Genomic DNA, 26,386 nt, shown 5'->3' with positions numbered 1-26,386 from the left:
TAGGATATAACTACTTCTGCTGCTCTGCCATGAATTCGCAGGTACTACTAACCTCGCTGGCGACGCTGTTGCTAGCGGCCGGAACGGGCGGCAGTTCGGCGGCTCAAACCACTGCTCCGGCCGCCCTTTATGTGAATGACGGCGCCACGACCGGCGATGTTTTCACCGGCGCTGCTGGCAGCGATGCCACCGGCGATGGCTCGGCCGCCGCGCCCTTCGCTACCGTGGCGCGGGCGCTGACCCAGGCCGGCCTGACCACCCAAACCATTTTTATCGACGCCGGCACCTACGCCGAGCGTGTGGTGCTAGATAAGCCCGTGAGCCTGCAAGGGGCCGGCACGGCCACCGCCCGGCCCGCCAGCGCCACCATTTTTGATGGCGGCCTGGTGGCCAGCGGCACCCAAACCAGCGAAGCGGGGCTGCTGATTGCCGCCAATGGCAAGAGCAGCAGCGCCCCGCTCACGGTGGCTGACATCACGTTTCAGGCCTATGACTTCGGCATTCAGGCCACCGGCACCGCTCCCCAGGCCCACATCCTGCTGGAGGACGTGGAAACCGTGCACAACCGTCGCCAGGGTATTTTCTGGAGCAGCCTGAACGGCGTGCAGGACCTGACCTTCCGCCGGGTGCGGGCGGCCTACACCGCCGAAACCGGCAACTCCAACGCCAACGGTGCGGGCCGGGGCCTGTTTCTGACGAACGGCCCCAAGGCCGACATCCTGATTGAAGACGGGGTGTTTGAGATGAACCGCCGCGGGGGGGTTGACATCAACGACGGCAGCGTGAGCGGCCTGACGGTGCGCAACAACCAGATTACCCAGAACGCGGGCGGCGGCCTGATAGTGCTGGGCGCGGCCGGCCCACGCAACAGCAGCGGCGCGTTCACCGGCTTCGCAGCTCTCATTGAAGGCAATGCCCTGCGCAACAACGCCTCCAATGGCATGGAGCTGAAGGCCTGTACCGGCACCGGCCGCCGCAGCGGCGCGGGCAGCTTCGTGGTGCGCCAGAACTACATTGTGCGCACCGTGGGGGCGCCCACCAACCTGGGCGAGGACAATGCCGGGCTGGCTTTCATCGACCGCGACCGCAACGTTATTACGATTGGTGGCGGCCTCACCGGCGATTTGGTCACGGGCGGCGCTTTCATCGAGGGCAATACCGTGCGGGGCTATCTGGCCGATGCCACCAGCACGTCGTTCAACATCAACGGCTTTGGCCTGGTGCTGGAAGGCGCGAATAACAAAGTGTTTGGCAACGTGGTGGCGCAATGCCAGCGGGCCGTGCAGGTGCAGGACCGCCCGGCCAACAGCGCGGGCTACACGGCCTTTTTCGACGTGAGCCGCAACGGGCTGGTGGTGTCTTCGGGCGACAGCATCCGGGGCAACCGCCTCGACAGCTGCGCTACTGCTATCCGGGCGGTCAACCTGACCAACCCGGTCGATGCGTCGCTGAACTGGCTCGGGGCCAGTACGGCCACTGGCGTGCGCGGCACGGCCGGCACCGGCGGCCTGGTCATGACCCTGGGCGGCCCCGCCACCGGCTTCGCCGAACGCTCGGCCCTGGCCCCCACGGGCCTGATTGACTACTCCCCGTTCCTGAACAGTTCCGCGGATGCAGATTCAGCTACCGGCTTCCAGCCTGACCTCAGCTATCTCAATGCGGACCACTACAGTCCCCAAGCCGGTGCTGCCGCTCCTCTGGCGGAGGCCGTGGCCCTGGTAACCGAAAACGGCACGGTAAACCTGGAAGCGGCGGTGTACGATGAAAGCATTCTCATTACCAGAAACCTGACCCTGACCAATACCGGCGTCACCACCCTCCGGGACCTGGCCCTGGACAGCTTCGGCAAGGTGCTCACGCTGAGCGCCCCGATTACGCTGACCGGAACCCTCACCCTTGCCAATGGATTGGTGCACACCACGGCCCGCAACGTACTCACCCTGGGTGGCCAAGCAACCGCCACGGCGGGCACCCCCAATTCCTATGTGGATGGCCCGCTGCGCAAGGTGGGGCGGCAGGCATTTGTGTTTCCGTTGGGTGCTAATGGCCAGTGGGCGCGCCTCGGCATTTCGGCCCCCGCCACAGACTCCTCCGCGTTCACCGCCGAATACGTGAGCATGGCGTTTGCCAACCGCGCGGTTGCTCCGCCACTGAGCGAGGTAAGCCAGGTAGAACACTGGACCCTGACCAGCGCCTCGCCCACCGATGCGGTAAGCGTGCGGCTGTACTGGGAAAGTGCCATTCGTAGCGGCATTGATGATTTTTCGACCGATTTGCAGGTTGCGGCTTTCACCGGAGCCCAGTGGCAAACGGTGGGCAACGGAGGCTTGAGCGGCAGCCTCAATGCGGGGTCGGTGGAGTCGGCGCAGCCCGCCAGTGGGTTTGCGGCCTACACCTTAGGGTCGCTTTCCTCTGCAGTCAACCCTCTGCTCCCGCAGATGGTTGCTTTCTATGCCGTCCAGCCGTGCCCTGGCACCGTGAACCTGACGTGGATGTTCAACAATGAAACCAATACCTACGGCTACGCCGTGGAACAGTGGACGGTGACGGGCACCTGGCAGCAGATTGGCTTTGTGGCCAGCCGAGGCCTGACGGCGCAGCCCCGCACCTATACCTACTGTGACCAGCGCGCCCAGAGCCAGCCCCAGGCCTATTACCGGCTGCGCCAAACCAACGCGGCCGGGCAGGTTCGCTACTCGGTCATCGCCTCGGTGTTCCTGACCAGTGGCCTGCTGGCCACTGCCCCGGTCACGGCCGTGGCGGACCAGTTCACCATGTTCCCCAACCCGGCCCACGGCCGGGTAACCCTGTCGCTCCCAGCCGCAGTGCGTGGGAATGTTGTGGTGGAACTCACGGACCTGAGTGGCCGCCGCGTGCATGCCCAAACCCTGCGCGCGGGGGCGGCCCTGGAAGTGAGTTTGCCGGCAACCCTGTCGGCCGGCATCTACCTGCTGCAAGTGCAGGCCACCGGCTTTTCGGGCCGGCCCCAACGCCTCGTGATTCAATAATTCCCCATCTTATTTCTAATTATCTTCGATGAAAAATAAATACCTGAGTTTATGGGCTGCCCGTTCGCAGCACTTATTCGGCTTCTTTTTGCTGTGCCTGCTGCTGCCGGCGGCCCTGCGGGCACAGTCCGTGGCGGTGCAGCCGGCCCCGGGCAACACCCTGCCGCTGCAAAGCTTTGGCACCGTACCGGTTAACCGCACCTCGGCGCTCCAGTCGTTTTTGGTAAGTGGCGACAACCTGACCGGCAACGTGACGGTGGCCGCCCCGGAGGGTTTCCAGCTTCGCACCGGCAATAATGCTTTTTCTACCAGCAGCCTTGTTTTCAGCCCCGCAGCGGGCACGCTCAGCGCTACGGTGGTTGACGTCCGGTTTGCGCCGGTGGCCTCCGGCACCCGGCCCGGTGGCACGGGCACTTACGCCTCCGACGTGGTGGTTTCGACCCCCAACGGAGGAAGCACGGCCTCCGAAACGGTGGCTGTGGCCGGTACGGCTCCCGCCGGGCCGTATGTGTACGTTGACCCGGCCACGCTGGCCTTTGGCTCGGTATCCCAAAGCGGGTCAGGCCAGGTGCTGACGTTTGTGGTGGGCGGGGGCAACCTCGGCAGCACGGCCCTTACGGTGGCCACGGCGCTCACGGGCGGCACCACTTCGGGCAATGTGCAGATTCGTAACCCGGCGGTGACGAATAGCCCGTTCACGACCTCGCTCACCCTGACCCCGGTGGGCGGCCAGGTGCCCGAAACCACCCTCGAAGCCCGCATCGTGGGCCCGATTCCGAGCCAGAGCAATTTCACGGGCACCATCACGGCCACCAGCGGCGCGGCCGTGGCCGCGCCTAACAACGTGGTGCAAGTGACGGCCAACAACCCGTTCACGGGCACCAATACGTCGTCGACGTTTACCGTGAGCACGCCGCCCAGCACCCCCATCACGCCGGGCTACCCCAGCGGCGGCCAGCCCCTGCTGCCCTTCAATACGGTGCCGGAAAAAGCCTCGGCCAGCCAGACGCTGGTGGTTAGCGGCAGCTTCCTGGTCAGGGATATTGCGGTGAAGGCCCCCAACAACTTTCAGGTGTCGCTCGATGCCGCGTTTACCGGCCTGGGCAGCGGGGCAACGGGCACGGTTACGGGCAATTCCATCAGCATTACGCCGGTGGGCGGCACGGTGAGCAACACGACGGTGTACATCCGCTACGTGCCGCTGGTGGCGGGCACGGAAAGCGGCACGGGCATCACCTTCGACAGCGCCCCGGCCACGTCGATAGCCGCGATTGTGCGGGCCAACAGCATCGGCACCATCGAATCGCGCACCGTGTACAGCCCGGAAGGCCCGCTGGTCATCGGGGACGTCGTGCGCACGGCGCCCCAGCGCATTCGCATTCATGCCGAGCTGCTGCGCAGCCCCACCAAAGTGCTGGTTTCGGGCGAGTCGGTGGGCGCGCTGGGCAACCCCAACGGCTACGCCCAGTTCCAGATTTCAACCGACGGCATCACCTACACCGACCCCACCAGCCCGAGTACCAACTTCATTCAGCTCACCCCGGACCCGGCTACCAACATCATCGACCAGGACATTTACGTGGCCTATGCGCCCAGCCGCGTGGGGGCGGCCCAGGCTGTGCTGCAGTACCTGACGCCGGACGTGACGGCCGCCCCGGCCAACACCGTTACTACCATCGTGAGCAGCCTGCCGGGCCCCGATGCCAACAAGCTGCGCGGCACGGCTATCGACACGGAGCCCACGCGCGACACGCCCTTCACGGCGGCCCGCACCACGGGGGCCGCCTCGGCGTCCATCACTTTCAACCCCGATAGTGGGCTTTCGGGCTACGGCGAGTTTCACATCGTACTGGTGAGCACCACCCCCACCTTGACGCTCCCCGACGTGCTGCCCGTGGATGGCACGGACTACAATGCCGGCAACGGGGCCTACCAGGGCGTCGGCCAAAGCACGCTACAGGACACGCAGGGCAACAAGTACTACGTCGTATTCTCGGGGGGGGCGCCCACGGCCACCATCACCGGCCTGGCGGCCAACACGACCTATTACGCCTACGTGTTCGACTACAACAGCACGAACCTGAACTCGACTACCTTCATCAACAACGCCGAGAACTACAAAGGCCCGGCGCAGTCCACCGTTTTCGGAGCGGCCTTGGTAGGTTCTACGCCGCTGCCCGTTGAGCTGAGCGCCTTCACGGCCAAAGCCGACGGAACGATGGCCGTGCAGCTGGCCTGGGCCACCGCCCAGGAGCTGCACAACAACCACTTCGAGGTGCAGCGCAGCCTGGATGGCAAGACCTTTACGACCCTGGGCACCGTGGACGGAGTGGGTTCCAGCAGCACCGCGCACACCTACGGCTTTCGCGATGCCAAGCTGCCGGTTGGCGCAAGCATTCTGTATTATCGCCTGCGCCAGGTAGACAGCAACGGCCAGGGCAGCTACTCGCCCGTGCGCTCGGTGCTGCTGGGCCAAGCAGACCTTGCCCTGCAGCTGCAGGCCTACCCCAATCCTGCCCATGACCACGTGTCGGTTCGCATGCTCGGGCCGGTGCCCACGGCTCCCCTGCAGGTTTTCGATGCAATGGGCCGCCTGGCGCGCACCCAGCCGCTTGCAGACGCCGGTGCCGACACTTCCATTTCATTACAAGGCCTGCCCGCCGGCCTTTACATCATACACTGTGGTGCTTTGAGCCAGCGCCTGGTGGTACACTAAGAAGGTGGTGCATGTCCACGTTCCAATTGAAAGGGGCTGGCCAATGGCCAGCCTTTTTTTTGCTATTCCGGTTCCGACCACTGGCTGCGCCGTTGAAATGGCCTTGGCTGGGCTATAACAACCCCCTTAGGTGTTGCGAAAGAATTTGCGTACGGGAGTTGACGTGCATTTTTCGGTAGACGTGCTTGACGTGAGTTCGGACGGTGAGGGTGGAGAGGTCGAGGCGGGTGGAGATTTCCTTGTCGCTGAGGCCGTCGACGATGCCCTGCAGGACCTGCTGCTCGCGGGGGGTAAGCAGGGCCGTGTGGGTGGCGGGGGTGGGGCGGAAGTGGCCGAGGACCTTGCGGCTGACCTCGCGGCTGAGCGGGGCCCCGCCGCGGGCGACCTCGCGCACGGCCGGGGCGAGCTGGTCGAGGGGGGTGCCCTTGGTCAGGTAGCCCGTGGCCCCGCAGCACAGGGCCTGGTAGATGTGCTCGACCTGGTCGTGGGCGGTGAACATGATGACTTCGAGGGCGGGGTACTTGTCCTTGAGCAGGGGCAGGGCCTGCGTGCCGCTGAGGCCGGGCAGGCCGATGTCGAGCAGCAGCACGCGGGGCAGCAGGCCGAGTTCGAGCTCGGCCAGCAGCTCCTCCACGCCGGCGGCCACGAGCACGAGGCGGATGTCGGGCTGCTGGGCAAAGTACGCCCGCAGCACCTTCACCAGCACCCCATCGTCCTCCACAACACCCAGGGTAATCAACGCCATGCAGTTTAAAAAAGAAATCAAGACCAGCCAACCTCCACCACCAGACGGCACCAAAGCGCGCTATCGGGCGCTGCCTGGGCATTGGCATGAAGTTGAACTACAAAAGCGGGCGCGTCCTGGAGAAAGAAGAAAGAAGGGTACTCTCGAAAAGGTTCAGCTTACGGGGGAGCCGGCCGAAATGTTTGCGGGTAGCGGCCCAGCGAGTGACAAGCGTGGGACTGATGACGCCTGGCGAGTTGATTTTCAACTGGCTGCGTGCGGAGCTAACAGTGACTAGGTGCAAAATAGTTTAAACGTTTGTTTTGACCAGTGGGAGCAAGCCAGCAATTGGAATTGGCCGAAAAGGCAGCACCCACATCTTGGGTAGGCTTTTCGCGGTAAATTGTGAGTGAAAAGATGGAATTTTGTATTGGCGGTGGGCCCGGCCTGCGGTTTCGGGATAGACGAGGGCATCGGCCCTCTGCTCATGCCGCCTGGCCGCGAAGGCATTCGCCCAGCCATTGGATATTTATTAATTAACAGCTGGATGGTTGAACCCCTTCGGGGTGGCTAGGCTTTCAGTAGTGTTGCACTTAATTCAGGGAACTGGCGTCGGCGCCGTAACCTTGCTAAAATGGGCTGCTCCGCATTAGGGATGTTAGCCCCTGCACGATGATTTCCTTAGCACACTCCGATGAGCACCCCCGAAGACCTCGAAATTTTGAACACCATGATGAGCTATTCCCCGGACCTCATTTGTGCGCTAAGCCCCAACGGCCAGTTTCGGCACGTGAGCGATGCCTGTCGCTGGGCCTTGGGGTATGACACGAACGAAATGATAGGCAAGAATATAGCCGAAATTATCCATCCCGACGACGTTGCCACGGCCCTGAAAAAGTTTCTGGACGCCTTTGGAAATGCCGAGCCCGTGGGGTTCGAAAGCCGCTGCCTGGGCAAAGACGGGCAGGAAGTCCACATCGCGTGGTCGGCACTGCGGGCCGCTACCGACGAACTGCTGATTTGTGTAGGGCGCAGCATGACCCAGCAGGAGTACGCCGCCCAGCAGGCCCGCAAGCAGGAAATGCAGCACCAGGCCATCACCGAGAACGGCTTCGACATGGTGGGGGTAGTGGACGAGCTGGGGGTGTACACGTACGTGGGCGGGGCTACCCAGCGCATCCTTGGCTACCGGCCCGAAGACCTGTTGGGCCGCTGCGGATTTGACTTTTTTCACCCCGACGACCTGGCAAAGGGGCATGCCTGCTTTGGGCTGCTGGCTACTCAGGAATTTGTTTTCATCCCCGAATTTCGCTTCCGCACTGCCAGCGGCGAGTGGCATTGGCTGGAAACATCCGTCAGCACCCATGTGCAGGACGGCATCAAAAGCTACGTGGTGAGCTCGCGCGATATCACGGAGCGAAAACTCAGCAGCTTGGCGCAGGCCGAAAGTGAGCAGCGCTTTCGGGCACTGTTCGACAACGATTCCGCCCTGACTGTCTTTCAAGCGCCCGACGGCCGGATTCTGGATGCCAACCCAGCCCTGCTGGCGTTTCTGAAAAAAGATAAGAAAGACGTGCTCAATCGGCCGCTGCCCGAATTTCTGCCCGAGGTTGTACGTGCGCAGTTCAAGCAGGCTCACCTGGACGCAGGCCAGGGGACCAAAGTGACGTTCGAAACGCAGGTCCAATTTGAGGGCGAAGCCGAAAAAATATTGAAGGTGACCAAAACCCCCCTAGTTGTCAACGACGAACTTATTAGCATCCATACTTCCGTGCGCGACATTACCGAAATGGCCACTGCCCAGCGCCTCATCAAGCACCAGGCTGCGCAGCTCAATACCATGTTGGAAAGCATCAGTGACGCCTTTCTTTCGCTCGACAAAGATTGGAAGCTGACCTATGTTAATAGCCGAGCCGAGCAGCTGCTGGGAATAAGCCGCGAAGGTGCCCTTGGCATTAGCTTGTGGAAATTGTTTCCGGAAGAAGTGGGCGGCATTTATCAGCAACACTACCAGCGGGCCATCGACACGGGCGAAACGGTGCGGTTCGAATCCTATTTTAAGCCCCAGCAGATGTGGGTGGAGGTGAAAGCCTATCCCTTTGCCGACGGCTTGTCGGTGTTCTTTACCGACATTACCAAACGAGTCGAAGACGAAAAACAGCTTAAGTTAATGGCTTTGGTGGCCCGCGGCACCGATAACGGCGTCGTCATCACCGATGCGCAGGGGCGCACCGAATGGGTCAACGAGGCGTTCATCAAGCACACGGGCTATAGCTTGCAAGAGTTGGTGGGGCGCACGCCCGGCTCGGTGCTGCAGGGGCCCGAAACCGACCCCGTCACAGCGAGATTCATCCGGGAGCGCCTGCAGGGGCATGCCCCATTCTCGGCCACCATCCTCAACTACAAGAAGTCGGGCCAGAAGCTGTGGTTTGCCATGGACATCACGCCCATTCACAACGAAGCCGGGCAGCTAACCCAGTACGTGGCCATCCAGCAGAACATCACTTACCGCAAGGAAGTGGAAGCCAGCCAGGCCGCCATGACCCAGGATTTGTACCGCCACAACCGCGACCTGCAGCAATTCACCTACGTGATTTCGCATAACCTGCGGGCTCCCCTGGCCAACGCCCTGGGGCTGGCCACGGTGCTTACGAAGGCGGACAAGAACACCGACGTGTTTGCCACGACCCTGACCCACCTGCGCCAGAGCATGGTGCAGGCCGATGACGTGCTCAAGGATTTGAACCTGGTGCTCTCCATCCGCGACAAGAAGGACATACTGTCGCTGGAGCCGCTGGTGATAAAAGACGTTTGCCAGCAGGCGGTTCGAGACCTGGAAGATACCCTGCACGCGTGCGATGGCCAGGTGGCGCTCGACGTCGAAGACCACCTCATAACCCGGGGCAACCGCGCTTACCTCTACAGCATTTTCTACAACCTGCTGTCCAATTCCATCAAGTACCGTTCCGAGGAACGCACCTTGCAGGTCGACATCGATTGCCGCACCGGGGCGCACGGCGGGGCCACCATCACCTTCACCGACAACGGCTCCGGGTTCGACATGTTCAAGGCTGGTTCCGACGTCTTTCAGCTCTACAAGCGTTTCCACACCAACCAGCGCGGCCGGGGCATTGGCCTGTTTCTGGTCAAGACCCACGTCGAGGCCATGGGCGGCAAGATTGAGGTGGCCAGCGAGGTGAATTTTGGCACCCGCTTCACCATTCATTTGGATAAGCGCTAATTCTGGTCGCATGCTCACCTACCTCATCGACGACGACCCCGTTAGCCTGTTCGTGGCCGAGCAAACGCTGCGCCTGGAGGGCTTCATTGACCCGATTATCTCTTTTGCCGGCGCTGAGGCAGCCCTCGCGTATCTGTTGCCCCGGATAGCATCTGAACCGCCCGGGTTCATCTTTCTCGACTTGAACATGCCCGTGATGGACGGGTGGGCATTTCTGGAAGCGCTGGCTCCCCACGCCGCCGCCCTGAAAAACTGGTGCCGGATTTATCTGCTCACCTCTTCGCTGGCCCTGGCCGATACGGAAAAGGCCCAGGCCCACATGCTGGTGCAGGGCATCATCCACAAGCCGCTCGACGAAGACGCCATCCGGGCGGCCGTTCAGGAAAGGGGCGCGCAGGTCTCGGCGGCCACGCGTAAAGGCATCGCGCCGGTTGGCAAGGGCAGCGCGTAGCGTTGGGGTAGGAGGGCTACCGCATTTCGGGTAGAACTTTTGCGGGATAACGAAAAGGGGAACAGATAATTTTGTCTCTACCTAACTCTGTTATCTATGAACCAACACGTTACTTTTTCTGCTCGTGCCGCTGCCCCCCGGCATTGTGGTGCAACAAGTGCCAAATCAGCTCAAAAGCGGGGGATTAGTTTACTGAAAGGGGCCGTACTGGCCGTATTGTGCTCCTCGCTGCTGGTGGCGCGGCCCAGCCAGGCCCAAAGCCCTAAGTGGCAGTGGGCCGCCCAGTCGACGGGCAGCGGCATTGGCCAGCTCAAAAGTCTGGCGGTAGACGCAGAGGGTAATTCGTATCAAGTAGGATTTTTTACAGAAAGCATCAAATTCGGCAACACCACGTTGGTTAGCCAGGGGCGGAGTGATGTTTTCGTGGCCAAGCTCTCCCCGGCCGGTACCTGGGACTGGGCTGTGGCCGTGGGCGGGGCGGGCAGCGACAACGCTGCGGGCGTGGCCATTGACGCCGCCGGCCGCATCTTCATCGGCGGAAGCTTTAGCGACGAGGTGCACCTGGGCTCGGTGGCGCTCACCAGCCAGGGCAGTATGGACGTGTTTGTGGCCCAGATTAGCCCACAGGGTACCTGGCAGTGGGCCACGGCAGTGGGTGGCAGCGGTCTGGACCGGGCCTGTGCCCTGGCCACCAGCGCCACCGGCGAAGTGGTAGTGGGCGGCCAGTTTGCCGAAACGGCTGCTTTTGGTGACCGTCGACTGGTGAGCCACGGCGGAGAAGATGCTTTCGTGGCCGCGCTCACGCCAAACGGCACCTGGCAATGGGCCATCGGGGCCGGGAGCCCCGAAAATGACGAAACCAGTGCCCTGGCGATTAACGCAGCCGGCGACATCTACGCAACCGGCTACTTCAGCAACAGCGCCCGGTTTGGGGCCTCTGTGCTCACCGGGCAGGGCATGGACGATGCCTTCGTGGGCAAAATCAGCCGCCACGGGCAGTGGCAGTGGGCCACGGCGGCCACCGGTACCAACACGGCCTACGGCAAAGGCATCACCGCCGACCCCGTCGGCGGGGTATTCGTCACGGGTTCGTTCTCGGGCAATGCGCAGTTTGGCGCGACCAAGCTCGCCAGCAACTCCAGCGACGACGGCTTTGTGGCCCGCCTCAACGACGCGGGCCAGTGGCAGTGGGTGGCCGTGCTGGCCAGCGACTACCTGGAGAGCATCGTGGGCATTGCCCTCGACAGGATGGGCAAGCTCTACGTGGCCGGCACGTTTAGCCGCACCATTCAGGGCGGGGCCTTTCAGCTCACGAGCCGGGGCCAGCAGGACGTGTTTGTGGGATATCTGGACCGCCAGGGCTCCTGGCTGGGCCTGGCCGCCGGTGGCGGGGCCGCCGCCGACGAGACGCAGGCCCTGGCCCTGGCACCAAGCGGCGAGGTCTTCGTGGGCGGCGATTTTAGCTCGGCGGCCACGTTTGGCGGCACGCAGCTCCAGTCGGGCACCCCGTCCGCGCAGGTCTGCGTTGGGCGGGCCACCGTGCCGCAGCCCTAAGCCAGCAACATCATTACAACGGGGCACGAAGGTTTTGCGATGGCAAATGCCACCGGAGTGCCTCGCTATGCGCCACTACATAAGACTATTACAATTCGGATTGACATGAAAAAACTACTGCTATCTGCTCTGGTTTCAATCGGCTTGCTGGCCGGTGCTCAGGACGGCTTTGGACAAACTGTTTCTTTGGGAGCGGCCGGCTCTTTTGCTTTATTCACGGCCATTGGCAATTTCAGCAGCACGGGCGCAACTACTATTACGGGGGATATTGGCACCAACGCCGGAACCCTGACCGGCTTTCCGCCCGGAGTCCTGACGGGTAATTCCCATGTCATGGACCTTGTTTCGGAGGACGCGGCCAAAGATGTAGACGGCGCCTACACGTATTTGGCCGACTTTAATACCGGAAGCGTGCCCGTAACCCCCCTGGGCCAGGGCCAGGTGCTTACCGCTGGCACGTATCGCGTGGGAGCCGGCACCACGCTGGCGGGCAATCTGAACCTGGACGGGCAAGACAACCCCAACGCGGTATTCATCATTAAAATCGATGGCCCGCTTTCCGTTGCGGCCGCTTCCAATGTGCGACTCATCAATTCCACGGCGTGGCAAAACGTGTATTGGGTGGTGAATGGGCAAGTCGATATTGGCGCTAATGCGGCCTTCAAAGGCATTATTCTCGGCAATGGCGGCATCAACTTAATGGCCAATGCCTCGCTGCAGGGCCAGGGCCTCACCCGGACGGGAGCCATTACGCTAGACAATAATGCCGCTACAACTTCTTCGGTAGCAACGCCCCTGCCGGTGCAGCTCACGAGCTTCAGCGCCGAGCGCCGGGAGGGAAATGCCCTCCTGCGCTGGACCACCGCATCGGAGATGAACAACGCTTATTTCGCGGTCCAGAGCAGCACCGATGGCTCCCAATACACCACCATTGGGAAAGTGGACGGCCATGGCAGCACCAGCATGGCGCAGGCCTACACCTGGACCGATGCGCGCCTGAACCACTCCCCGGCGGCGGTCATTTATTACCGGCTGGCGCAAGTGGATGCGGACAGCTCCAGGCACTATTCGCCGGTGCGCACCCTGGCCACTGCCCCAGTGAGGGGCCAGGGCCTGCAGGTGCAAGCTTATCCGTCGCCCTCGCAGTCGCCGTGCAGCCTGCGCATCGACGGTGCACAAGAAGGCCCGGTCACCCTGCGCCTGACGGACGCCCTTGGGCATAAAGTAGCCGAGCACCAGCTTCTGCTGGTAGCCGGGAGCAACTCGCTCCCGTTGGCAGAAGCCAATGGCTTGCTCCCGGGCATCTACCTGGTGCAGGTGGAGCAAGGCACCGTGCGCCGGACCGTCCGACTGGTACGCGAGTAATTCCGGCCGTTCAGGTCGGGTGTTGCGGCTGCCAAAAGTCGGCCGCAACACCCGAACAGACCGAGCGGATTTTGCGGGTCAGTCAGCTGACAAGCCGCTTTGAGTGAGCATTGCCTACAACATCAAGATTCAGAATTCCCAACCCCTCACTGCTTCTGGTACTCATGAAAAAAAATGTACTACACGCTGCAGCGCTATTGGTGGTGCTGCTTTTCGGCACACTGACCGGCGCAGGACAAACGGTCACGGACCCGTCTGGTACTCCAGGGTATGACGCTGCCAAGGTTGCGGCCGCAACGGCCAGCCACCGCGCGACCGGCGCTACCCCAGCTACCGGCAAAACCAAGACCCCGGCACACCGAACCGGTGCCGGCTGCTTCATTCCTTTCGACGCTTCGTACGATACACTGCCTCGCAACGACGACGGTTCCTTTGGGCCCATTGCGCTGCCCTTCGACTTTCACCTGTACGGCACCGTCTACAACCAGGCGTGGATTAATACGAACGGCAACCTGACGTTTGCGGGGCCTTACAGCCGGTTTTCGTCGTCGGGCTTTCCCTCGACGGTGCCCATGGTGGCCCCGTTTTGGGCCGACGTAGATACGCGCAACCCCGCCAGCGGGCAGATTCACTACAAGCTCAGCGCCACCAACCTGATTGTGACCTGGGACAGGGTGGGCTACTACGGCAACATGGCCGACAAGCTGAATACCTTCCAAGCCATTATTGGCTCTGACACCGATGTCCTGCTCGGGCCGGGCCAGAACGTGAGCCTGCGCTACGACGACATGCAGTGGACCACCGGCTCGGCGTCGGGCGGGGCCAGCGGGTTTTTGGGAGTGCCGTCTACGGTAGGCGTCAACAACGGCAACAACGTGGACTACGTGCAGGTAGGGCGCTTCAACCTCAACAACTCGGATTACGACGGCCCCGGCGGCGCGTACGACGGAATAAACTACCTGGATTACCAGTGCTTCGGGTTCAACGTGAGCAATGCGGGCAACGTCCCGCCCTCGGCCAACAACCTGCCGCTCAACAACACCGTGAACGTGGCCTGCGGCCAGACCGTGACGCTGGACCCCCAGTTTCTGGGCCCGGAGGTAAACCAGAACGTGACTGTGGCTGTGAACACGGGCGGCCTGTGCAACACCACCGTGACCACCACCGACGGCACCACGGCCAGCGCGCACATTGTGATAACGGGCAGTGCCTGCAACGCGGGCTCTCACCCGCTGGTGCTCACGGCCACCGACAACGGCAGCCCCACCGGCGTGACCACCGTGACGCTTAACGTGGTGGTGGCCAGCTGCTGCAACCTGCAGCTTAGTGTTTCTCCCACCCCCGTGGCCTGCCCCGGCGGCAGCGACGGCGCGCTGGACCTGGCGGTGAGCAACGGCGTGGCCCCGCTCACCTACCGCTGGAGCAATGGCGCGACCACCCAAGACCTGGCCAACGTGCCCGCAGGCAGCTACACCGTGACCGTTACCGATGCCAATAACTGCTCGGCTACGGCTACTTACACCCTGGGCCAGCAGGACGATGTGGCCCCAACCGTGCTAACCCGGAACATCACGCTGCCGCTGAATGCCGCCGGTACCGCTACCCTGACGCCCGCCGACGTGGACAATGGCAGCACCGACAACTGCACCTTTGCCCTGGCCCTCGACCGCACGGCCTTCGACTGCTCCAACCTGGGCCCGAATACCGTGACCCTGACCGCAACCGATGCCGCCGGCCATGTCTCCTCGATGCCCGCCACCGTAACCGTGGTGGATACCTTGCTGCCCACCATTACCGCCCCGGCGGCCGTAGCCGCCACCACCGATTCGGGCCAGTGCTCGGCATCGGGGGTAGCATTGGGGAGCCCCATTGTCGGCGACAATTGTGCCGGGGCCGTGGTCACCAATAATGCCCCGGCCGTTTTCCCCAAAGGCCTGACCACTGTAACCTGGACGGCGACCGATGCTTCCGGTAACGTAGCCACTGCTACCCAGGCCGTGACGGTGACCGATACGACGGCCCCCACCGCCGTGGCCCAGAACGTGACCGTGCAGCTCGATGCTACCGGCAGCGCCAGCATCACGGCCGCTCAGGTGGATAATGGCTCGGCCGATGCCTGCGGCATTGCCACCGTCACGGTTTCGCCCAATACATTCACTTGCTCGAACATTGGCCCTAATACCGTAACGCTAACCGTGACTGATACCGATGGCAACGTGAGCACGGCCACCGCCACTGCCACGGTCGTGGATAATGCAGCGCCCACGGTGCGCACCCGCCCCGTTACCCTCTACCTCAACGCCGCTGGCCAGGCCACCCTGACGGCCGCGCAGGTCAACAACGGCTCCTCCGACGCCTGCGGCGTGGCTGCCGTTTCGGTAGGTACTACCTCGTTCGGCTGCGCCAACCTGGGCGCCAACAATGTAACTGTTACCGTCACCGATACGCACGGCAATGTGGCGAGCGGCTCCGTGGTGGTAACCGTGGCCGACACCATTGCCCCAACCATGACTAAGCTGCCGGCTAATATCTCCACCATGGCGATAATAAACAACTGCTCGGCCATTGTGCGCTGGACCAATCCGCTGATTGCCGACAATTGCGGCGCAACCCTGACCTCCTCGCATCCGAGCGGTTCGGCCTTCCCGGTGGGCACCACCACGGTTGTTCTGACGGCCACCGACCTTGCGGGCAACCGCACCAGCCGGTCATTCCTGGTAACAGTGCTGGGCTGGCCGATGCAGGCCAGTGTGAGCAGCCCCACCACCGGGCAGAGCGACGATGATGACCACGGCAGCTGCGGCAGCCATGACGACGACAACTCCTCTACCGGCTACAACGTGGGCTGCTTTGGCGGGCGGACCGGCACCGCCACGGTCAGCGTGAGTGGCGGCTGCCAGCCGTACCGCTACCTGTGGAGCAATGGCCAGACCACGGCCACAATAAAAGGACTGGCCGCCGGCAAGTACACTGTCACGATTACCGATGCCAACGGTGCCCAGGTAGTCCGTACCATTACCCTTACGCAGGCACCGGCCATTGTGGCCACGGCCAGTGCCAGCCCGCTCACTACTTTTAGTGGAGCCCAGTCGCGCACCATCTACCGCGGCTATGGCACCCAGAGCCTGACGCTTCAGGCAGCTGCTACCGGTGGCGTGGGCGGGTACACCTACACCTGGGCCCCGGCCACGGGCCTGAACCGTACCACGGGTAGCACCGTTACCGCCAGCCCCACCGTGACAACGACTTATACCCTCACTACCCTCGACGCGAATGGCTGCACGGCGGCCACGAGCACCATCACCGTGAACGTGCTGGATGTGCGCTGCGGCAACAAGAATGACAAGGTTATCGTGTGCCACAACGGCAACGAAATCTGCATCGCGGCCAGTGCCGTACCCGCCCACCTCAACGGGCACCCTGGCGACAAGCTGGGCTCCTGCGTAATTCTAGCAAACCGGAGTGCCGGTGCCGGTGCTAATGCCCCTGACGCCCGCCCCGCTGACTTGTTGCAGGCCCCGGTTCTGGAAGCTTACCCCAATCCGCTTAGCACTGGCACAACCATTCGTTTCCGCCAGGTGGAGACGGCTCCGGCCCAGGTTCGCCTCTACGATGGACAAGGACGTATGGTAACCGTACTCTTCAATGAAGTGGCAGAAGCCGGCCACGACTATTCACTCCCGCTAAACGCGGAAGGGATGCCCACCGGCATTTACCTCTGCCGATACGAAAGCGCCGGCCAAACCTTGGTTCAACGGCTGACCATCGTCAAATAAAGCAAGGCAACGGCTGAGATACCGGCTCCCAGACCACAACCTGACATTAGCATATGGACAGGTTACTTGCCAAATAATTAAGCATCCGACCAGATATTCATTGACAAAGCCTCGCCAGATTCTGGTGGGGCTTTGTTGTTTGGATGAGGATGCCTAGTGCGGGTTAATAACTTAGGAGGATGCTTTGATTGGCCTTAACGAGCATTAAATAGGCAAATGCGATATAATGAATGCCTTCGAGGGTGGTGAGCCGTTCGTAGTCGCGCGCTAATCGTCGGAAACGAGCGGCACGGGCAAAGCCTGGACCGGCCAAGTGGGGGTGGAGTGGCCAGGAATTCAGGCCAGCCAACCCAACCCAGAGACATCAAAAAATGCCCCGACTTCTGCAGCCGGGGCATTTTTTGATGTCTCTGGGGTTTCCTCAGCTTTGCCAGCAGCTGGTGGCCGTATTCGCATTGGCAAGAAGCACACCGGCGCGCACAAAGACAAGAGTTTAGGGGCGGTTTGACGTTATAAAATGGCATAGCCAATTCCGCCGCCCGTCCTCCCGACTTTTGCCCCAATGCTTTCCATTGCTTTCGCGCCCTGCTACGCCCACCCGCTGCCCACCGGCCACCGCTTTCCCATGCTCAAATACGAGCTGCTGCCCGAGCAGCTCCTGCACGAAGGCACCGCCACGGCCGCCGATTTCTTCGTGGCCCAGCCGCCGCCCGACGAGGATATCCTGCGGGTGCATGATGCCGATTATTTCCACCGCCTGCGTACCGGCCAGCTCACCCGGCAGGAGGAGCGGGCCACCGGCTTTCCGTGGTCGAAGGCATTGTTTGAGCGCGAAATCACCATCCTGGGCGGCACTATTGAGGCGGCCCGGCGCGCGCTGCTGCACGGCGTGGCCTTCAACATTGCGGGCGGCACACACCACGCGTTTCGGGCGCGGGGCGAAGGGTTTTGTTTGCTGAACGACCAGGCTGCGGCGGCCGCCTGGCTGTTGGCTCACGGCCACGCGCAAAAAGTCCTCATCGTGGACCTCGATGTGCACCAGGGCAACGGCACGGCCGCCATCTTCCAGCACGAACCCCGGGTGTTCACCTTTTCCATGCACGGCGGCCGCAACTACCCCGCCCGCAAAGAATCCTCCGACCTCGACCTGCCCCTGCCCGATGGCACCGACGACGCCCATTACATCCAACTGCTGGCCGAAACACTCCCGCGTCTTCTCGACGAAGTGCAGCCCGATTTCGTGTTCTACCTGTCCGGCGTGGACGTGCTGGCCACCGACAAGCTCGGCCACCTGGCCCTCACCCGCGAAGGCTGCCGCCGGCGCGACGAGCTGGTACTCGGCCTCTGCCATCGCCACCGCCTACCCGTAGTAGTGTGCATGGGCGGCGGCTACTCCGAGCGCATCATCGACATCGTGGAAGCCCACGCCAACACCTACCGGGTGGCGGCTGGACTATTCACTTGATGATAATCACCTGCCAGCGAAAGGCCCAGCGCCAGCGCAACTCGTACTTCGTGATGCCGGCCCGCGCCAGCAGTGCCACCCAGTCCTGCCGCCGAAAGGCCCGAGCCACCGACAGCGGCGCATCGTGCCGCACGAGGTAGGAGCCGCCCAACAGCCGCGTCAGCCACTTGATGCTGTGGTAAGCCAGCCAGTGCCGGTGCAGGTCGTTAATAATGACGGCAAGCCCGGCCTGCTGGTGCCATTGTTGTAGCAGCGCCACCAGCTCCTCATCCGTGAAATGGTGGCAGAACAGGCTGCACGTCAGTACATCGTAGGGCTGAGCCTGAAATTCAGGGGAAAAAATATCGAACTGCCGGTAGCTGATTTCGGGATATTCCCGGCTTTTGGCCGTGGCGTATTCCAGCATGAAGGCATTGGCATCAATGCCCGCCAGCTCAACGGAAACGCTGCTTTTGCGCGCCCAGCGGGCTATGTGGCGCAGCGTGTCGCCGCCGCCGCTGCCCAGGTCGGCCAGGCGCAGGGACCGGCCGGTTGGAAACCGGTTTTTCAGGCGTTGCAGCGCGTTCAGCACCGGCGCATAGCCGCCCAGCCAGGTATTGATGGTTTCCAGTTCGTCGAGGTTCTGGCGCAGGGCGTCATTCGCCAGCGTCAGGTCATCCATCAGTTCCGGGCCTGAAGCTCGTTCTTCAAACATTCGCCGCGAGCAGTTGGGCCGTTTCTACTGCCGCGGCTTCCCGTTGCTGGGGGCTCACGGCCAACTGCAGGAGCATGGCCTCCATCGTCAGGCCTGGACCGAAGGCGAAGCTGAGTACGGGCGCGCCGTTGTCGGCCGGGGTGGCGTGGGCCAGCACATCGCGCAGCACATACAGCACCGTGGCCGACGACATGTTGCCGTAGTCGCGCAGCACGCGGTAGGCGTGGCAGTTGTCGTCGTGGGTCAGCCCCAGCTCGGTTTCGATGGTTTCCAGAATCTTGCGCCCACCCGGGTGGATGGCGAAGTGCCGGATGTCGCCCAGCTCCACGGGCAGGCTGGCCAGCAGCCCATCCGTCAGGCTGCGGATGCCGCGCTGAATCAGCTTCGGCACGTAGCTGCTCAGCGTCATTTCAAACCCGAAATCGTTGATGTGCCACGCCATGTCGTCGTGTCCATCGGGCTCCAGGCCGCAGTGGAAGGCCTGCAGGGCCAGGCTGGGCACGCCATTTGGCAGTGGCGCGGCCTGCACCAGGCAGGCTGCCGCCCCGTCGCCAAACAGCGCGTTGCTGACGAGGTGGTCTTCCTCGGGGCTTTTCTGGAAGTGCAGCGTGCACAGCTCCACGCTCACAATCAGCACGCAGGCCTCGGCCTCGGCGCGGCAGAAGGCATCGGCCAGCTTCACAGCATTTACAGCGGCGTAGCAGCCCATAAAATTCACGCAGGTGCGGCGCACGTCGGGGCGCAGGCCCAGGGCCTGCACCAGCTCAATGTCCAATCCCGGCGCGTACATGCCCGTGCAGCTCACCGTCACCAGGTGGGTGATGTTGGCTGTTGCTACGTCGGGTACCTGGCGCAGGCACTCGCGCACGGCTTCGGTGGCCAGCGGCAGGGCTTCGCGGCGGTACACGGCCATGCGCTGGCCCACGCTCGGGAAGGGCTCCAGGGTGGGCGTGTTGGGGAAAAACGTGTAGTCGCCGTTGGCCCGGCCGTAGTCGGGCAGCACCGAGTAGCGCTGCGCAATGCCCGAAACCCGGTACAGCGCCCGCAGCTTGCGCGTGTCGGCCTCGCCAAATTCCAGGGCCTGGGCCATGAAATCGGCGATTTGCGGCTGCGCGATGCGGTGGGCGGGATTGGCAGTGCCAATGGCACCTAAGTAACTCGGCATTCCGGAAAGGATTTTCGGATTCGGATAATCGGATGAGGCCAACGCGCCTACCGGTTGAAAGTACGGGCGGGCCCGCACATTGGCTCATTACTTACGGAATAAGGCATGATGTTGCACATTCGGCCCTCAAAAAAGGCCAATAACATTTCGGCCTCCGTCCTGCAACCCACCGCGCCGCCAGCAGGTTTTAGAACGGCTGGCCGTGGGTGCGGCGCATCAGCGCCCGTACGGCCCCCGGCCAGTGGCGCAGGCCGCCCACCACCGCCTCGCTCAGCAGCGGCCCACCAAAAAGCTGCTGCACCGCCCGGCCCACCCGCAGCCGCGCCCCAAACTGCGCCTGCCAGGCCCGGGCATAGTCCGTTTCCATCTGCGGGCGGCTGGTGTGGCCCGCCAAAAACCCGGTTGCCGCCTCCGCTGCCAGCGCCGCGCCGTGCAGTGCCATGGCCATGCCGTTGCCGCACAGCGGCGTGATGAGGCCAGCCGCGTCGCCGCACATCAGCACGTGTTGCTCCACGGGCTGCTTGGGCGCGAAGGATATTTCGTTGATGACCTCGGGCTGCGGATACAGTACCTCGGCCGCATCCAGAATTTCGCGCAGGCGCGGATTGCGGGCCAGTACTTCCCGTTCCAGCGCCGGAATGGTGCCGTGGTCCTTCAAATTCTGGCGCGTGCTGAGGTAGCAAAAGCACAGCTTGTCCCCCTCAATGGCCGAAATGCCGGCGTAGCCATCGGCGAAATTGTGCAGCGCAATCACATCGCGCGGGAAGCCTGGCAGGCGCAGGTGGTACTTCACCCCGAGGTAGGGCGAGCGCTGCGTGAAAAACGGCCGTTGCAGCTGCCGGTCGAGGTTGGCGCGCTTGCCGTAGGTGCCCAGCACCACGCGGGCCGTGAGGGTGCGGCCGTCGGCCAAGGTCACGGTGTGGCGGTCGGCAGCGGGGTCAAAAGCCACGTCCGTTACCGTGCTTTTGAGGTGAAAGGTGACGCCCGCTGCTAAGCCTTTCTGGTAGAGAAAGTCATCGAGCACGTAGCGGCTCACACCGAACCCGCCCAGGTCGAGCGGGCTGGTGAGCGTGCGGCCGCCCGGCGATGATAGCAGGAATTTAGAAATGGCGGCAGGGACCAGTTCGGCCGGGTCGGCCCCGAGGCGACGCAGGTAGGGCAGTACCTCGTTGCTCACGTATTCGCCGCACACTTTATGGAATGGGTACTGCTTGCGCTCCACCACCGCTACCTGGTGGCCGCGCCGGGCCAGGTCCAGGGCCGCGGCCAAACCGGCCAGGCCACCGCCAATCAATAAAATATCCATTTAACTGGTCGGTGAAATAGGAACAATTGAAGCGAAAGTAGCGTAGTCTATCGAGGTTTTTGGATATTTTGGTGTAGCTTACTGCACAAGCGCCGTATCTTTGTCAACCAAAAGCAACTTTTTCCGTTACTGCAACACCCGCCACTCTTTCTACCCACCACTAATTAATACTATGATGCAACGCCTACTTTTACCTCTGCTATTATTTGTCTGTCTTAGCCTCGGTATGGGACCCTTGCTGCGCACGGTGCCCACTGCTTCGGCTGCTGCTATGCACCGTCACGGCCAGCAAACCCGCCCCGGCGACGACAAAACGCTGCTGGTGTATCCCAACCCCAGCACCGGTATCGTTCACCTCACCATCAACAACTTGCAGGGCAAGAAAGTGGAGCTGAGCGTGCTGAACGTAATCGGCTCGGTCCTGTACCACGAAACCGTAACGGAATTCAACGATAAATACTCGCGCACACTTGATTTGAGCAAATTCGCCAACGGCCTTTATTATGTGCGGCTGGAGTCGGACAACACCAGTCAGATGTGCAAATTGGTTATTCGCTAACCGGGAATTCGGTCAATTATCAGCTAATAAAAAAAGCAGCTTTCGGGCTGCTTTTTTTATTGTCAAAAACGGGGAAATTACTGGGCCCGTACCGGAACGGGCTTGAGCATTTCATCCACGTTAGATACGGTTTTGAGTAAGAGGATGGCGGTGACCAATAAGAGGCCAAGCATGAAAATAAACATAATGCTTCAGAAAAATCTAGTGGACAAAAAGCAGCCCGATTCAGCAAGCTGCATCTGAGGTATTCAACCCCGAAAAGGCTGGCCAGGTTTCAATAAAATTAGGGCATTTGCAGCAGGGCCTGCACCACGCGCCGGGCATCGGCCCCGATGCCGTTGAGTAGGGCCGAGTTGCGGCTGTCGAGCCAGCCAAGTCCCAAAAAAGCCACGCCGGGTGCGGCGGTTATTCCTCGCTGGTGCCGGGGCCGTCCATCGGCCTCAAAAATGGGCAGCTCCAGCCAGTCATAATCTGGGCGGTAGCCGGTGGCCCACACCACGGCATCGAGTGGGGGCGAGGCCGTCCGCTGGCCCTGAATAGCGCCCGTAGGCAGTGCCGCCGTGGCCCGGCCGATGAACGTGGCCGCGGGCAGTCGGCGCAGGCGGGCCAGGTCGCCGCTCACCACGGGCTCGGGTTGGCCCATCATCCAGCGGCCCAGGGCCGTGTGGCGCGGGATGCGCATCATCCCCGTGATGGCCAAAATAACCCACATGAGTTGGTTGTTGGGCATGGCCGGGATGTTGTCGTCGAAGGCCACGAAAACGGGCCGGCCGGTGGCCGCAATGTCGGCCGCGATTTGCAGAGCCGAGTTGCCGCTGCCCACCACGGCCACCGGGCCGGTACCAGATAGCTGGCTGGGGCGGCGGTAGTCGCAGCCGGGCAGCTGGGCCACGGCGGTGGGTAGCTGGGCGGACCAGGCCGGGATGTTGGGGGTGGTATACGGGCCGGTGGCCACAATCACCCGCCGGGCCGCGTAGGTGCGGCCGGTGGCCGAGTGCGCGTGGTAGCCGGGCTGGCCCGGGGCGGCCGTCAGCCGAATTACGCGCTGGTTGGCATCGAGCGGAAACGCGAAATGCGCGGCGTAATCGCGCAGGTAGGCACTGGTTTCGGCCCGGGTGGGGTAGCGGAGCCGGTTGCCGGTCCAGGGCCGGCCGGGTAGGCCGCTGGCCCACGCCGGCGAGAACAACCGCAGGGAATCGTAGCGGGTGTCCCAGGCGTAGCCGGCGGTGGGGGCCGCGTCCAGCACCCGGAAATCGACGCCGTGCCGCTGGAGGTAATAAGCGGCCGCCAGCCCGGCCTGCCCGGCCCCAATCACCAGCGTATCGGTATGAATGAGTGGCATTGAAGCAGCCTTGGGCATGGGCAGGGCCATCAGGGCTAGGCTTGCTGCTCCGGGAATTCCGTGCGGAGGCCGGTCATCACCTGTTCCGTGACGGTGCGGATAAGAGTGACCTGCCGGGCGGCGTGGGCCGGGGCGGGCGGGGCTGCACCGAAGGCTTCGGCCTCCCGGATGACGTGGCGCAGGCTTTCCACACCCAGGCCATCGAGGGAGCTTTTGAGGTGGTGGGCGGCGTCGCCGAGGGATTCCCAGTCGCCTTTGGTCAGGGCTTCGTCGAGGGCGGTGAGGATGGCGGGCGTGGTTTCGATGAAGGCCCAGGCCAGGCGGCGCACGATGGTTTCGTCGTTGCGCACCAACTGGCGCACATTGCTCAGGTTGTAGAGGGGGGAGGCAGAAGGCATAGTCGTGGTAAAGTAAGTAGGCGCAGGTTCGCTGACTTGGTTGTGGCGCGCCAGCACGGTCTGCATGGTTTCGAGAAGTTGCTCTTCGCGGTAGGGCTTGGCAAGGTAGCCGGCAAAGCCAGAGGCTTGCAGGCGCTCGGCCTCGCCGGCCTGGGCGCGGGCCGTGAGGGCGATAACCGGCGTGGCGGCCCGGGCAGGGTCGGGGTGTTGGCGCAGGGCGCGGGCGGCAGTTTCTCCGTCCATGCCCGGCATCTGGATATCCATTAAAACCAGGTCGAAGGTGCGGTGCTCAAACAGCTTGATGGCGGCCGGACCACTGGCGGCGGTGGTTACCTGCCAGCCCCAGTTGCGCAGCACGGTTTCGGCCAGCAAGCTGTTCACCAGGTTGTCTTCTACCAGCAAAATACGGCCGGCATCGGCCTGGGGCGCGGCTTCGGCCGGGGTTTCGGGGGCCATTGGGCTGGCAGCGGCCACGGGCTGGAAGGCCAGGGTGAAGGCAAACGTGCTGCCTTGGTCTACCTCGCTGCACACGCGTAGCGCGCCGCCCATAAGCTTCACCAGGCCTTCCGAAATGCTCAGGCCCAGGCCCGTACCGCCGTACTCGCGGTCGGTGCTGGCGGTGGCCTGGGTGAAGGGCTCGAAGATTTTATCCAGCGTGTCAGGGGCAATGCCCGGGCCAGTGTCGCTTACCATGAATTGCAGCCACACGGTGCCCGCCGGCTCGGCGTGCTGGCGGGGGCCGGGCACCACCTGGCAGCGCAGGCGGATATTGCCGGTTTCGGTGAACTTGATGGCGTTATTGACCAGGTTGAGCAGTACCTGGCGCAGGCGGTGCGCGTCGCCCAGCACCGGCACGGCCAGCGTAGGCTTTTCGATGCGCAGGCGCAGGCCTTTTTCGCGGGCGCGGGGCCGCAGCAGGGCCGCGCAGCCGCGCAGCAGGTCCACGGGCGCAAAGGGCATGGCCTCGGGCTGGAGCTTGCCGGCACCGAGGCGGGCGGTGGTCAGCACGTCGTTCAGCACGTTGAGCAGGTGCTCCGCCGATTCGCCCAGCAGGCGCAGGTAGTCGTGCTGGCTACGGCTGAGGGTGGTTTTCACCAGCACCCCCGTCAGGCCCAGAATGCCGTGCAGCGGCGTGCGGATTTCGTGGCTCATATTGGCCAGAAAGTCCTCTTTGGCCTGGGCGTCCACCTGGGCCGTGGCAATGGCGCTTTCCAGGGCCTGCTGCGTGCTTTTGAGCTCGGTGATGTTGCTGTCTATGCCCAGCACCTGGGCGGTGCCGTCGTCCTGCACGAACAGCCGCTTCACGCTGCTGAACCATTCGATGCGGCCATCCGGGTTCGTGAACGATTCCTCTCGCGTGAGGTCCTGGCCGGTGGCGAGCACCTGCAGGTCCTGCTGCCGGTAGCGGGCGGTATCCTCCGTGGCCGGAATATCCGGCTTGCCGGCGCGCACCAGCTCTTCTGGCGTCAGACCATACAGCGCGGCCAACGCCTGGTTGGCCAGCAGGTAATTGCCGTGCTCGTCTTTTAAATAAATAGGATGCGGCAGGGCATCAATCACCTGCCGGAATAGGCGGTGCTGCTCGGTGAGGCGGGCGGTGGCCAGGCGGTGCTGCTCGTCGGCCGCCCGCTGCTCGGTAATGTCTTCGGTCACGCTGATGATGCTGGTGGTCTGCCCCTGGGCATCGCGGCCAAAAGGGGCATGGGCACTGTGCAGCCAGCGGAGGGAGCCGTCGCGGTGGCGGGCCGTGAATTCGATGGTCCGTACCTCGCCCTCGGGCAGTTGGGCCACGGCCTGCATGGCGGCCTGGTAGCGCGCCAGCGACTCGGCCGGCAGCAGGTGCGGAAGCAGGCGACCGGGCAGAAAAGCCAGAATTTCTTCGCTGGTATAGCCCAGCAGGGTTTCGATGCGGCGGTTGGTGTAGGTGGTGCGTTGCTGCGGCAGGTCGAAAACCGCCACCAGATTGGGTACCAGGTCCAGCACCTGCCGCAGCAGGTGGCGGTTCTGGCGCAGCTCATCCACGGCGGTGCGGTGGCGGGTCACGTCCTCGGCGCTGCCCGTAATCTCCCAGGCCTGGCCTTCGGGGCCCAGCACGCTGGCCCGCATCCGCAGGCGCAACAGGCGCCAACTGCCATCGTGGTGGCGCACGCGGCAGTCCCAGGTGGCGGCCTTGTTGCGCGCCAGCAGCTGCTTGATATCGGATGTTAGGAGCTGAGCCAGGGAATCCGGGTGCATCACCTGCTGGGGCAGGCCCGTTCCCATGGCCAGTAGTGCTTGGGCCGTATAGCCTATCACGCTGTGGCAATGCCGGTTGCAGTGCAATAGCTTGCGGTGGCGCAAATCGTAGCTGAACAGAATCAGGGGGACACCATCGGCCAGTACCTTCGTCGGCAGCCCCTGGCCTGGTTGAGCGGTGGCATTGTCGGCGGGCAGGGGTGACACCGGCTGCGTCGCGCGTTCGGCTACCCGCCGGGTCGCCGGCGCAGCTGCCCGGCGAGGCAGACGAGGATAACGGAAGCGACGCATCAAAACAAAGCTAAGCGTAACGTAACATAATGCCGCAAGCAAATAGAATGCGAACCAATAAATTCGGAGCAGCCCCGCTAGCCCGTCAGGCGGTGC

General features: G+C 63.0%; 16 protein-coding genes. 10 read left to right on the top strand and 6 right to left on the bottom strand.

Annotated elements, in window-relative coordinates; translation table 11 throughout:
* Positions 1 to 29 precede the first annotated feature (29 nt).
* A complete protein-coding gene (locus tag ACYU7Q_RS09715; RefSeq protein ID WP_460609257.1) occupies positions 30 to 3,008 on the top strand; it encodes a right-handed parallel beta-helix repeat-containing protein in 2,979 nt (992 codons plus the stop codon).
* 28 nt (positions 3,009 to 3,036) lie between these two features.
* A complete protein-coding gene (locus ACYU7Q_RS09710; RefSeq protein ID WP_460609256.1) occupies positions 3,037 to 5,724 on the top strand; it encodes a T9SS type A sorting domain-containing protein in 2,688 nt (895 codons plus the stop codon).
* 112 nt (positions 5,725 to 5,836) lie between these two features.
* Here ACYU7Q_RS09710 and ACYU7Q_RS09705 read toward each other — a convergent pair whose 3' ends face one another.
* The gene (locus tag ACYU7Q_RS09705; RefSeq protein ID WP_460609255.1) at positions 5,837 to 6,469 is read right to left on the bottom strand and encodes a response regulator transcription factor; all 633 of its coding nucleotides are present in this window, start codon (positions 6,467 to 6,469) and stop codon (positions 5,837 to 5,839) included.
* On the opposite strand from ACYU7Q_RS09705, the gene ACYU7Q_RS09700 reads away from it, so the two are divergent.
* The 7 genes from ACYU7Q_RS09700 (at position 6,468) to ACYU7Q_RS09670 (ending at position 18,300) form a co-directional block, all read left to right on the top strand.
* The gene (locus tag ACYU7Q_RS09700; protein WP_460609254.1) at positions 6,468 to 6,746 is read left to right on the top strand and encodes a hypothetical protein; all 279 of its coding nucleotides are present in this window, start codon (positions 6,468 to 6,470) and stop codon (positions 6,744 to 6,746) included. The genes ACYU7Q_RS09705 and ACYU7Q_RS09700 overlap by 2 nt on opposite strands.
* Before the next feature lie 396 nt (positions 6,747 to 7,142).
* Positions 7,143 to 9,689: a PAS domain S-box protein gene (locus tag ACYU7Q_RS09695; protein WP_460609253.1), complete on the top strand. Its 2,547-nt coding sequence runs from the start codon at positions 7,143 to 7,145 to the stop codon at positions 9,687 to 9,689.
* A 10-nt stretch (positions 9,690 to 9,699) separates the two neighbouring features.
* Positions 9,700 to 10,140 (top strand): response regulator, encoded by a 441-nt coding sequence (locus ACYU7Q_RS09690; protein ID WP_460609252.1) that lies wholly within the window; start codon positions 9,700 to 9,702, stop codon positions 10,138 to 10,140.
* A gap of 216 nt (positions 10,141 to 10,356) precedes the next feature.
* Entirely contained in the window at positions 10,357 to 11,694 is a 1,338-nt protein-coding gene (locus ACYU7Q_RS09685) for an NHL repeat-containing protein (RefSeq protein WP_460609251.1), read from the top strand.
* Between the two features lie 105 nt (positions 11,695 to 11,799).
* Complete coding sequence (locus ACYU7Q_RS09680; protein WP_460609250.1) at positions 11,800 to 13,059, top strand: ice-binding family protein; 1,260 nt, start codon at positions 11,800 to 11,802, stop codon at positions 13,057 to 13,059.
* A 164-nt stretch (positions 13,060 to 13,223) separates the two neighbouring features.
* The gene (locus tag ACYU7Q_RS09675; protein WP_460609249.1) at positions 13,224 to 16,835 is read left to right on the top strand and encodes a nidogen-like domain-containing protein; all 3,612 of its coding nucleotides are present in this window, start codon (positions 13,224 to 13,226) and stop codon (positions 16,833 to 16,835) included.
* Between the two features lie 562 nt (positions 16,836 to 17,397).
* Positions 17,398 to 18,300 (top strand): histone deacetylase family protein, encoded by a 903-nt coding sequence (locus tag ACYU7Q_RS09670; protein WP_460609248.1) that lies wholly within the window; start codon positions 17,398 to 17,400, stop codon positions 18,298 to 18,300.
* Here the strand turns inward: ACYU7Q_RS09670 and ACYU7Q_RS09665 are convergent.
* The 3 genes from ACYU7Q_RS09665 to ACYU7Q_RS09655 form a co-directional block, all read right to left on the bottom strand.
* Positions 18,293 to 18,994: a methyltransferase domain-containing protein gene (locus ACYU7Q_RS09665; RefSeq protein ID WP_460609247.1), complete on the bottom strand. Its 702-nt coding sequence runs from the start codon at positions 18,992 to 18,994 to the stop codon at positions 18,293 to 18,295. The genes ACYU7Q_RS09670 and ACYU7Q_RS09665 overlap by 8 nt on opposite strands.
* Positions 18,987 to 20,159, bottom strand: coding sequence for a type III polyketide synthase (locus ACYU7Q_RS09660; protein ID WP_460609246.1), 1,173 nt, complete (start codon positions 20,157 to 20,159; stop codon positions 18,987 to 18,989). Before ACYU7Q_RS09660 ends, ACYU7Q_RS09665 begins: the two co-directional genes overlap by 8 nt.
* A gap of 187 nt (positions 20,160 to 20,346) precedes the next feature.
* Positions 20,347 to 21,465: an NAD(P)/FAD-dependent oxidoreductase gene (locus tag ACYU7Q_RS09655; protein ID WP_460609245.1), complete on the bottom strand. Its 1,119-nt coding sequence runs from the start codon at positions 21,463 to 21,465 to the stop codon at positions 20,347 to 20,349.
* Positions 21,466 to 21,691: 226 nt separating this feature from the next.
* Between ACYU7Q_RS09655 and ACYU7Q_RS09650 the strand changes: the two genes are divergently transcribed.
* Positions 21,692 to 22,024 carry a T9SS type A sorting domain-containing protein gene (locus ACYU7Q_RS09650; RefSeq protein ID WP_460609244.1) on the top strand — a complete coding sequence of 111 codons (333 nt, stop codon included), beginning with the start codon at positions 21,692 to 21,694 and terminating at the stop codon, positions 22,022 to 22,024.
* Between the two features lie 283 nt (positions 22,025 to 22,307).
* On the opposite strand, the gene ACYU7Q_RS09645 is transcribed toward ACYU7Q_RS09650, so the two are convergent.
* Entirely contained in the window at positions 22,308 to 23,384 is a 1,077-nt protein-coding gene (locus ACYU7Q_RS09645) for a flavin-containing monooxygenase (protein ID WP_460609243.1), read from the bottom strand.
* A 17-nt stretch (positions 23,385 to 23,401) separates the two neighbouring features.
* Positions 23,402 to 26,206, bottom strand: a complete 2,805-nt coding sequence (locus ACYU7Q_RS09640; protein WP_460609242.1) for a PAS domain S-box protein — start codon at positions 26,204 to 26,206, stop codon at positions 23,402 to 23,404.
* Between the last annotated feature and the right edge of the window lie 180 nt (positions 26,207 to 26,386).

It is taken from the genome of Hymenobacter terrigena, assembly GCF_054776515.1.
Note: the sequence above shows the minus strand (reverse complement) of the source record. Positions and strands in the feature narration are given on the sequence as shown.

Coding starts and splice junctions, on each gene's coding strand:
- ACYU7Q_RS09715 (WP_460609257.1), top strand. CDS start 30: ATGAATTCGCAGGTACTACTAACCTCGCTGGCGACGCTGTTGCTAGCG.
- ACYU7Q_RS09710 (WP_460609256.1), top strand. CDS start 3,037: ATGAAAAATAAATACCTGAGTTTATGGGCTGCCCGTTCGCAGCACTTA.
- ACYU7Q_RS09700 (WP_460609254.1), top strand. CDS start 6,468: ATGCAGTTTAAAAAAGAAATCAAGACCAGCCAACCTCCACCACCAGAC.
- ACYU7Q_RS09705 (WP_460609255.1), bottom strand. CDS start 6,469: ATGGCGTTGATTACCCTGGGTGTTGTGGAGGACGATGGGGTGCTGGTG.
- ACYU7Q_RS09695 (WP_460609253.1), top strand. CDS start 7,143: ATGAGCACCCCCGAAGACCTCGAAATTTTGAACACCATGATGAGCTAT.
- ACYU7Q_RS09690 (WP_460609252.1), top strand. CDS start 9,700: ATGCTCACCTACCTCATCGACGACGACCCCGTTAGCCTGTTCGTGGCC.
- ACYU7Q_RS09680 (WP_460609250.1), top strand. CDS start 11,800: ATGAAAAAACTACTGCTATCTGCTCTGGTTTCAATCGGCTTGCTGGCC.
- ACYU7Q_RS09675 (WP_460609249.1), top strand. CDS start 13,224: ATGAAAAAAAATGTACTACACGCTGCAGCGCTATTGGTGGTGCTGCTT.
- ACYU7Q_RS09670 (WP_460609248.1), top strand. CDS start 17,398: ATGCTTTCCATTGCTTTCGCGCCCTGCTACGCCCACCCGCTGCCCACC.
- ACYU7Q_RS09665 (WP_460609247.1), bottom strand. CDS start 18,994: ATGTTTGAAGAACGAGCTTCAGGCCCGGAACTGATGGATGACCTGACG.
- ACYU7Q_RS09660 (WP_460609246.1), bottom strand. CDS start 20,159: ATGCCGAGTTACTTAGGTGCCATTGGCACTGCCAATCCCGCCCACCGC.
- ACYU7Q_RS09655 (WP_460609245.1), bottom strand. CDS start 21,465: ATGGATATTTTATTGATTGGCGGTGGCCTGGCCGGTTTGGCCGCGGCC.
- ACYU7Q_RS09650 (WP_460609244.1), top strand. CDS start 21,692: ATGGGACCCTTGCTGCGCACGGTGCCCACTGCTTCGGCTGCTGCTATG.
- ACYU7Q_RS09645 (WP_460609243.1), bottom strand. CDS start 23,384: ATGCCCAAGGCTGCTTCAATGCCACTCATTCATACCGATACGCTGGTG.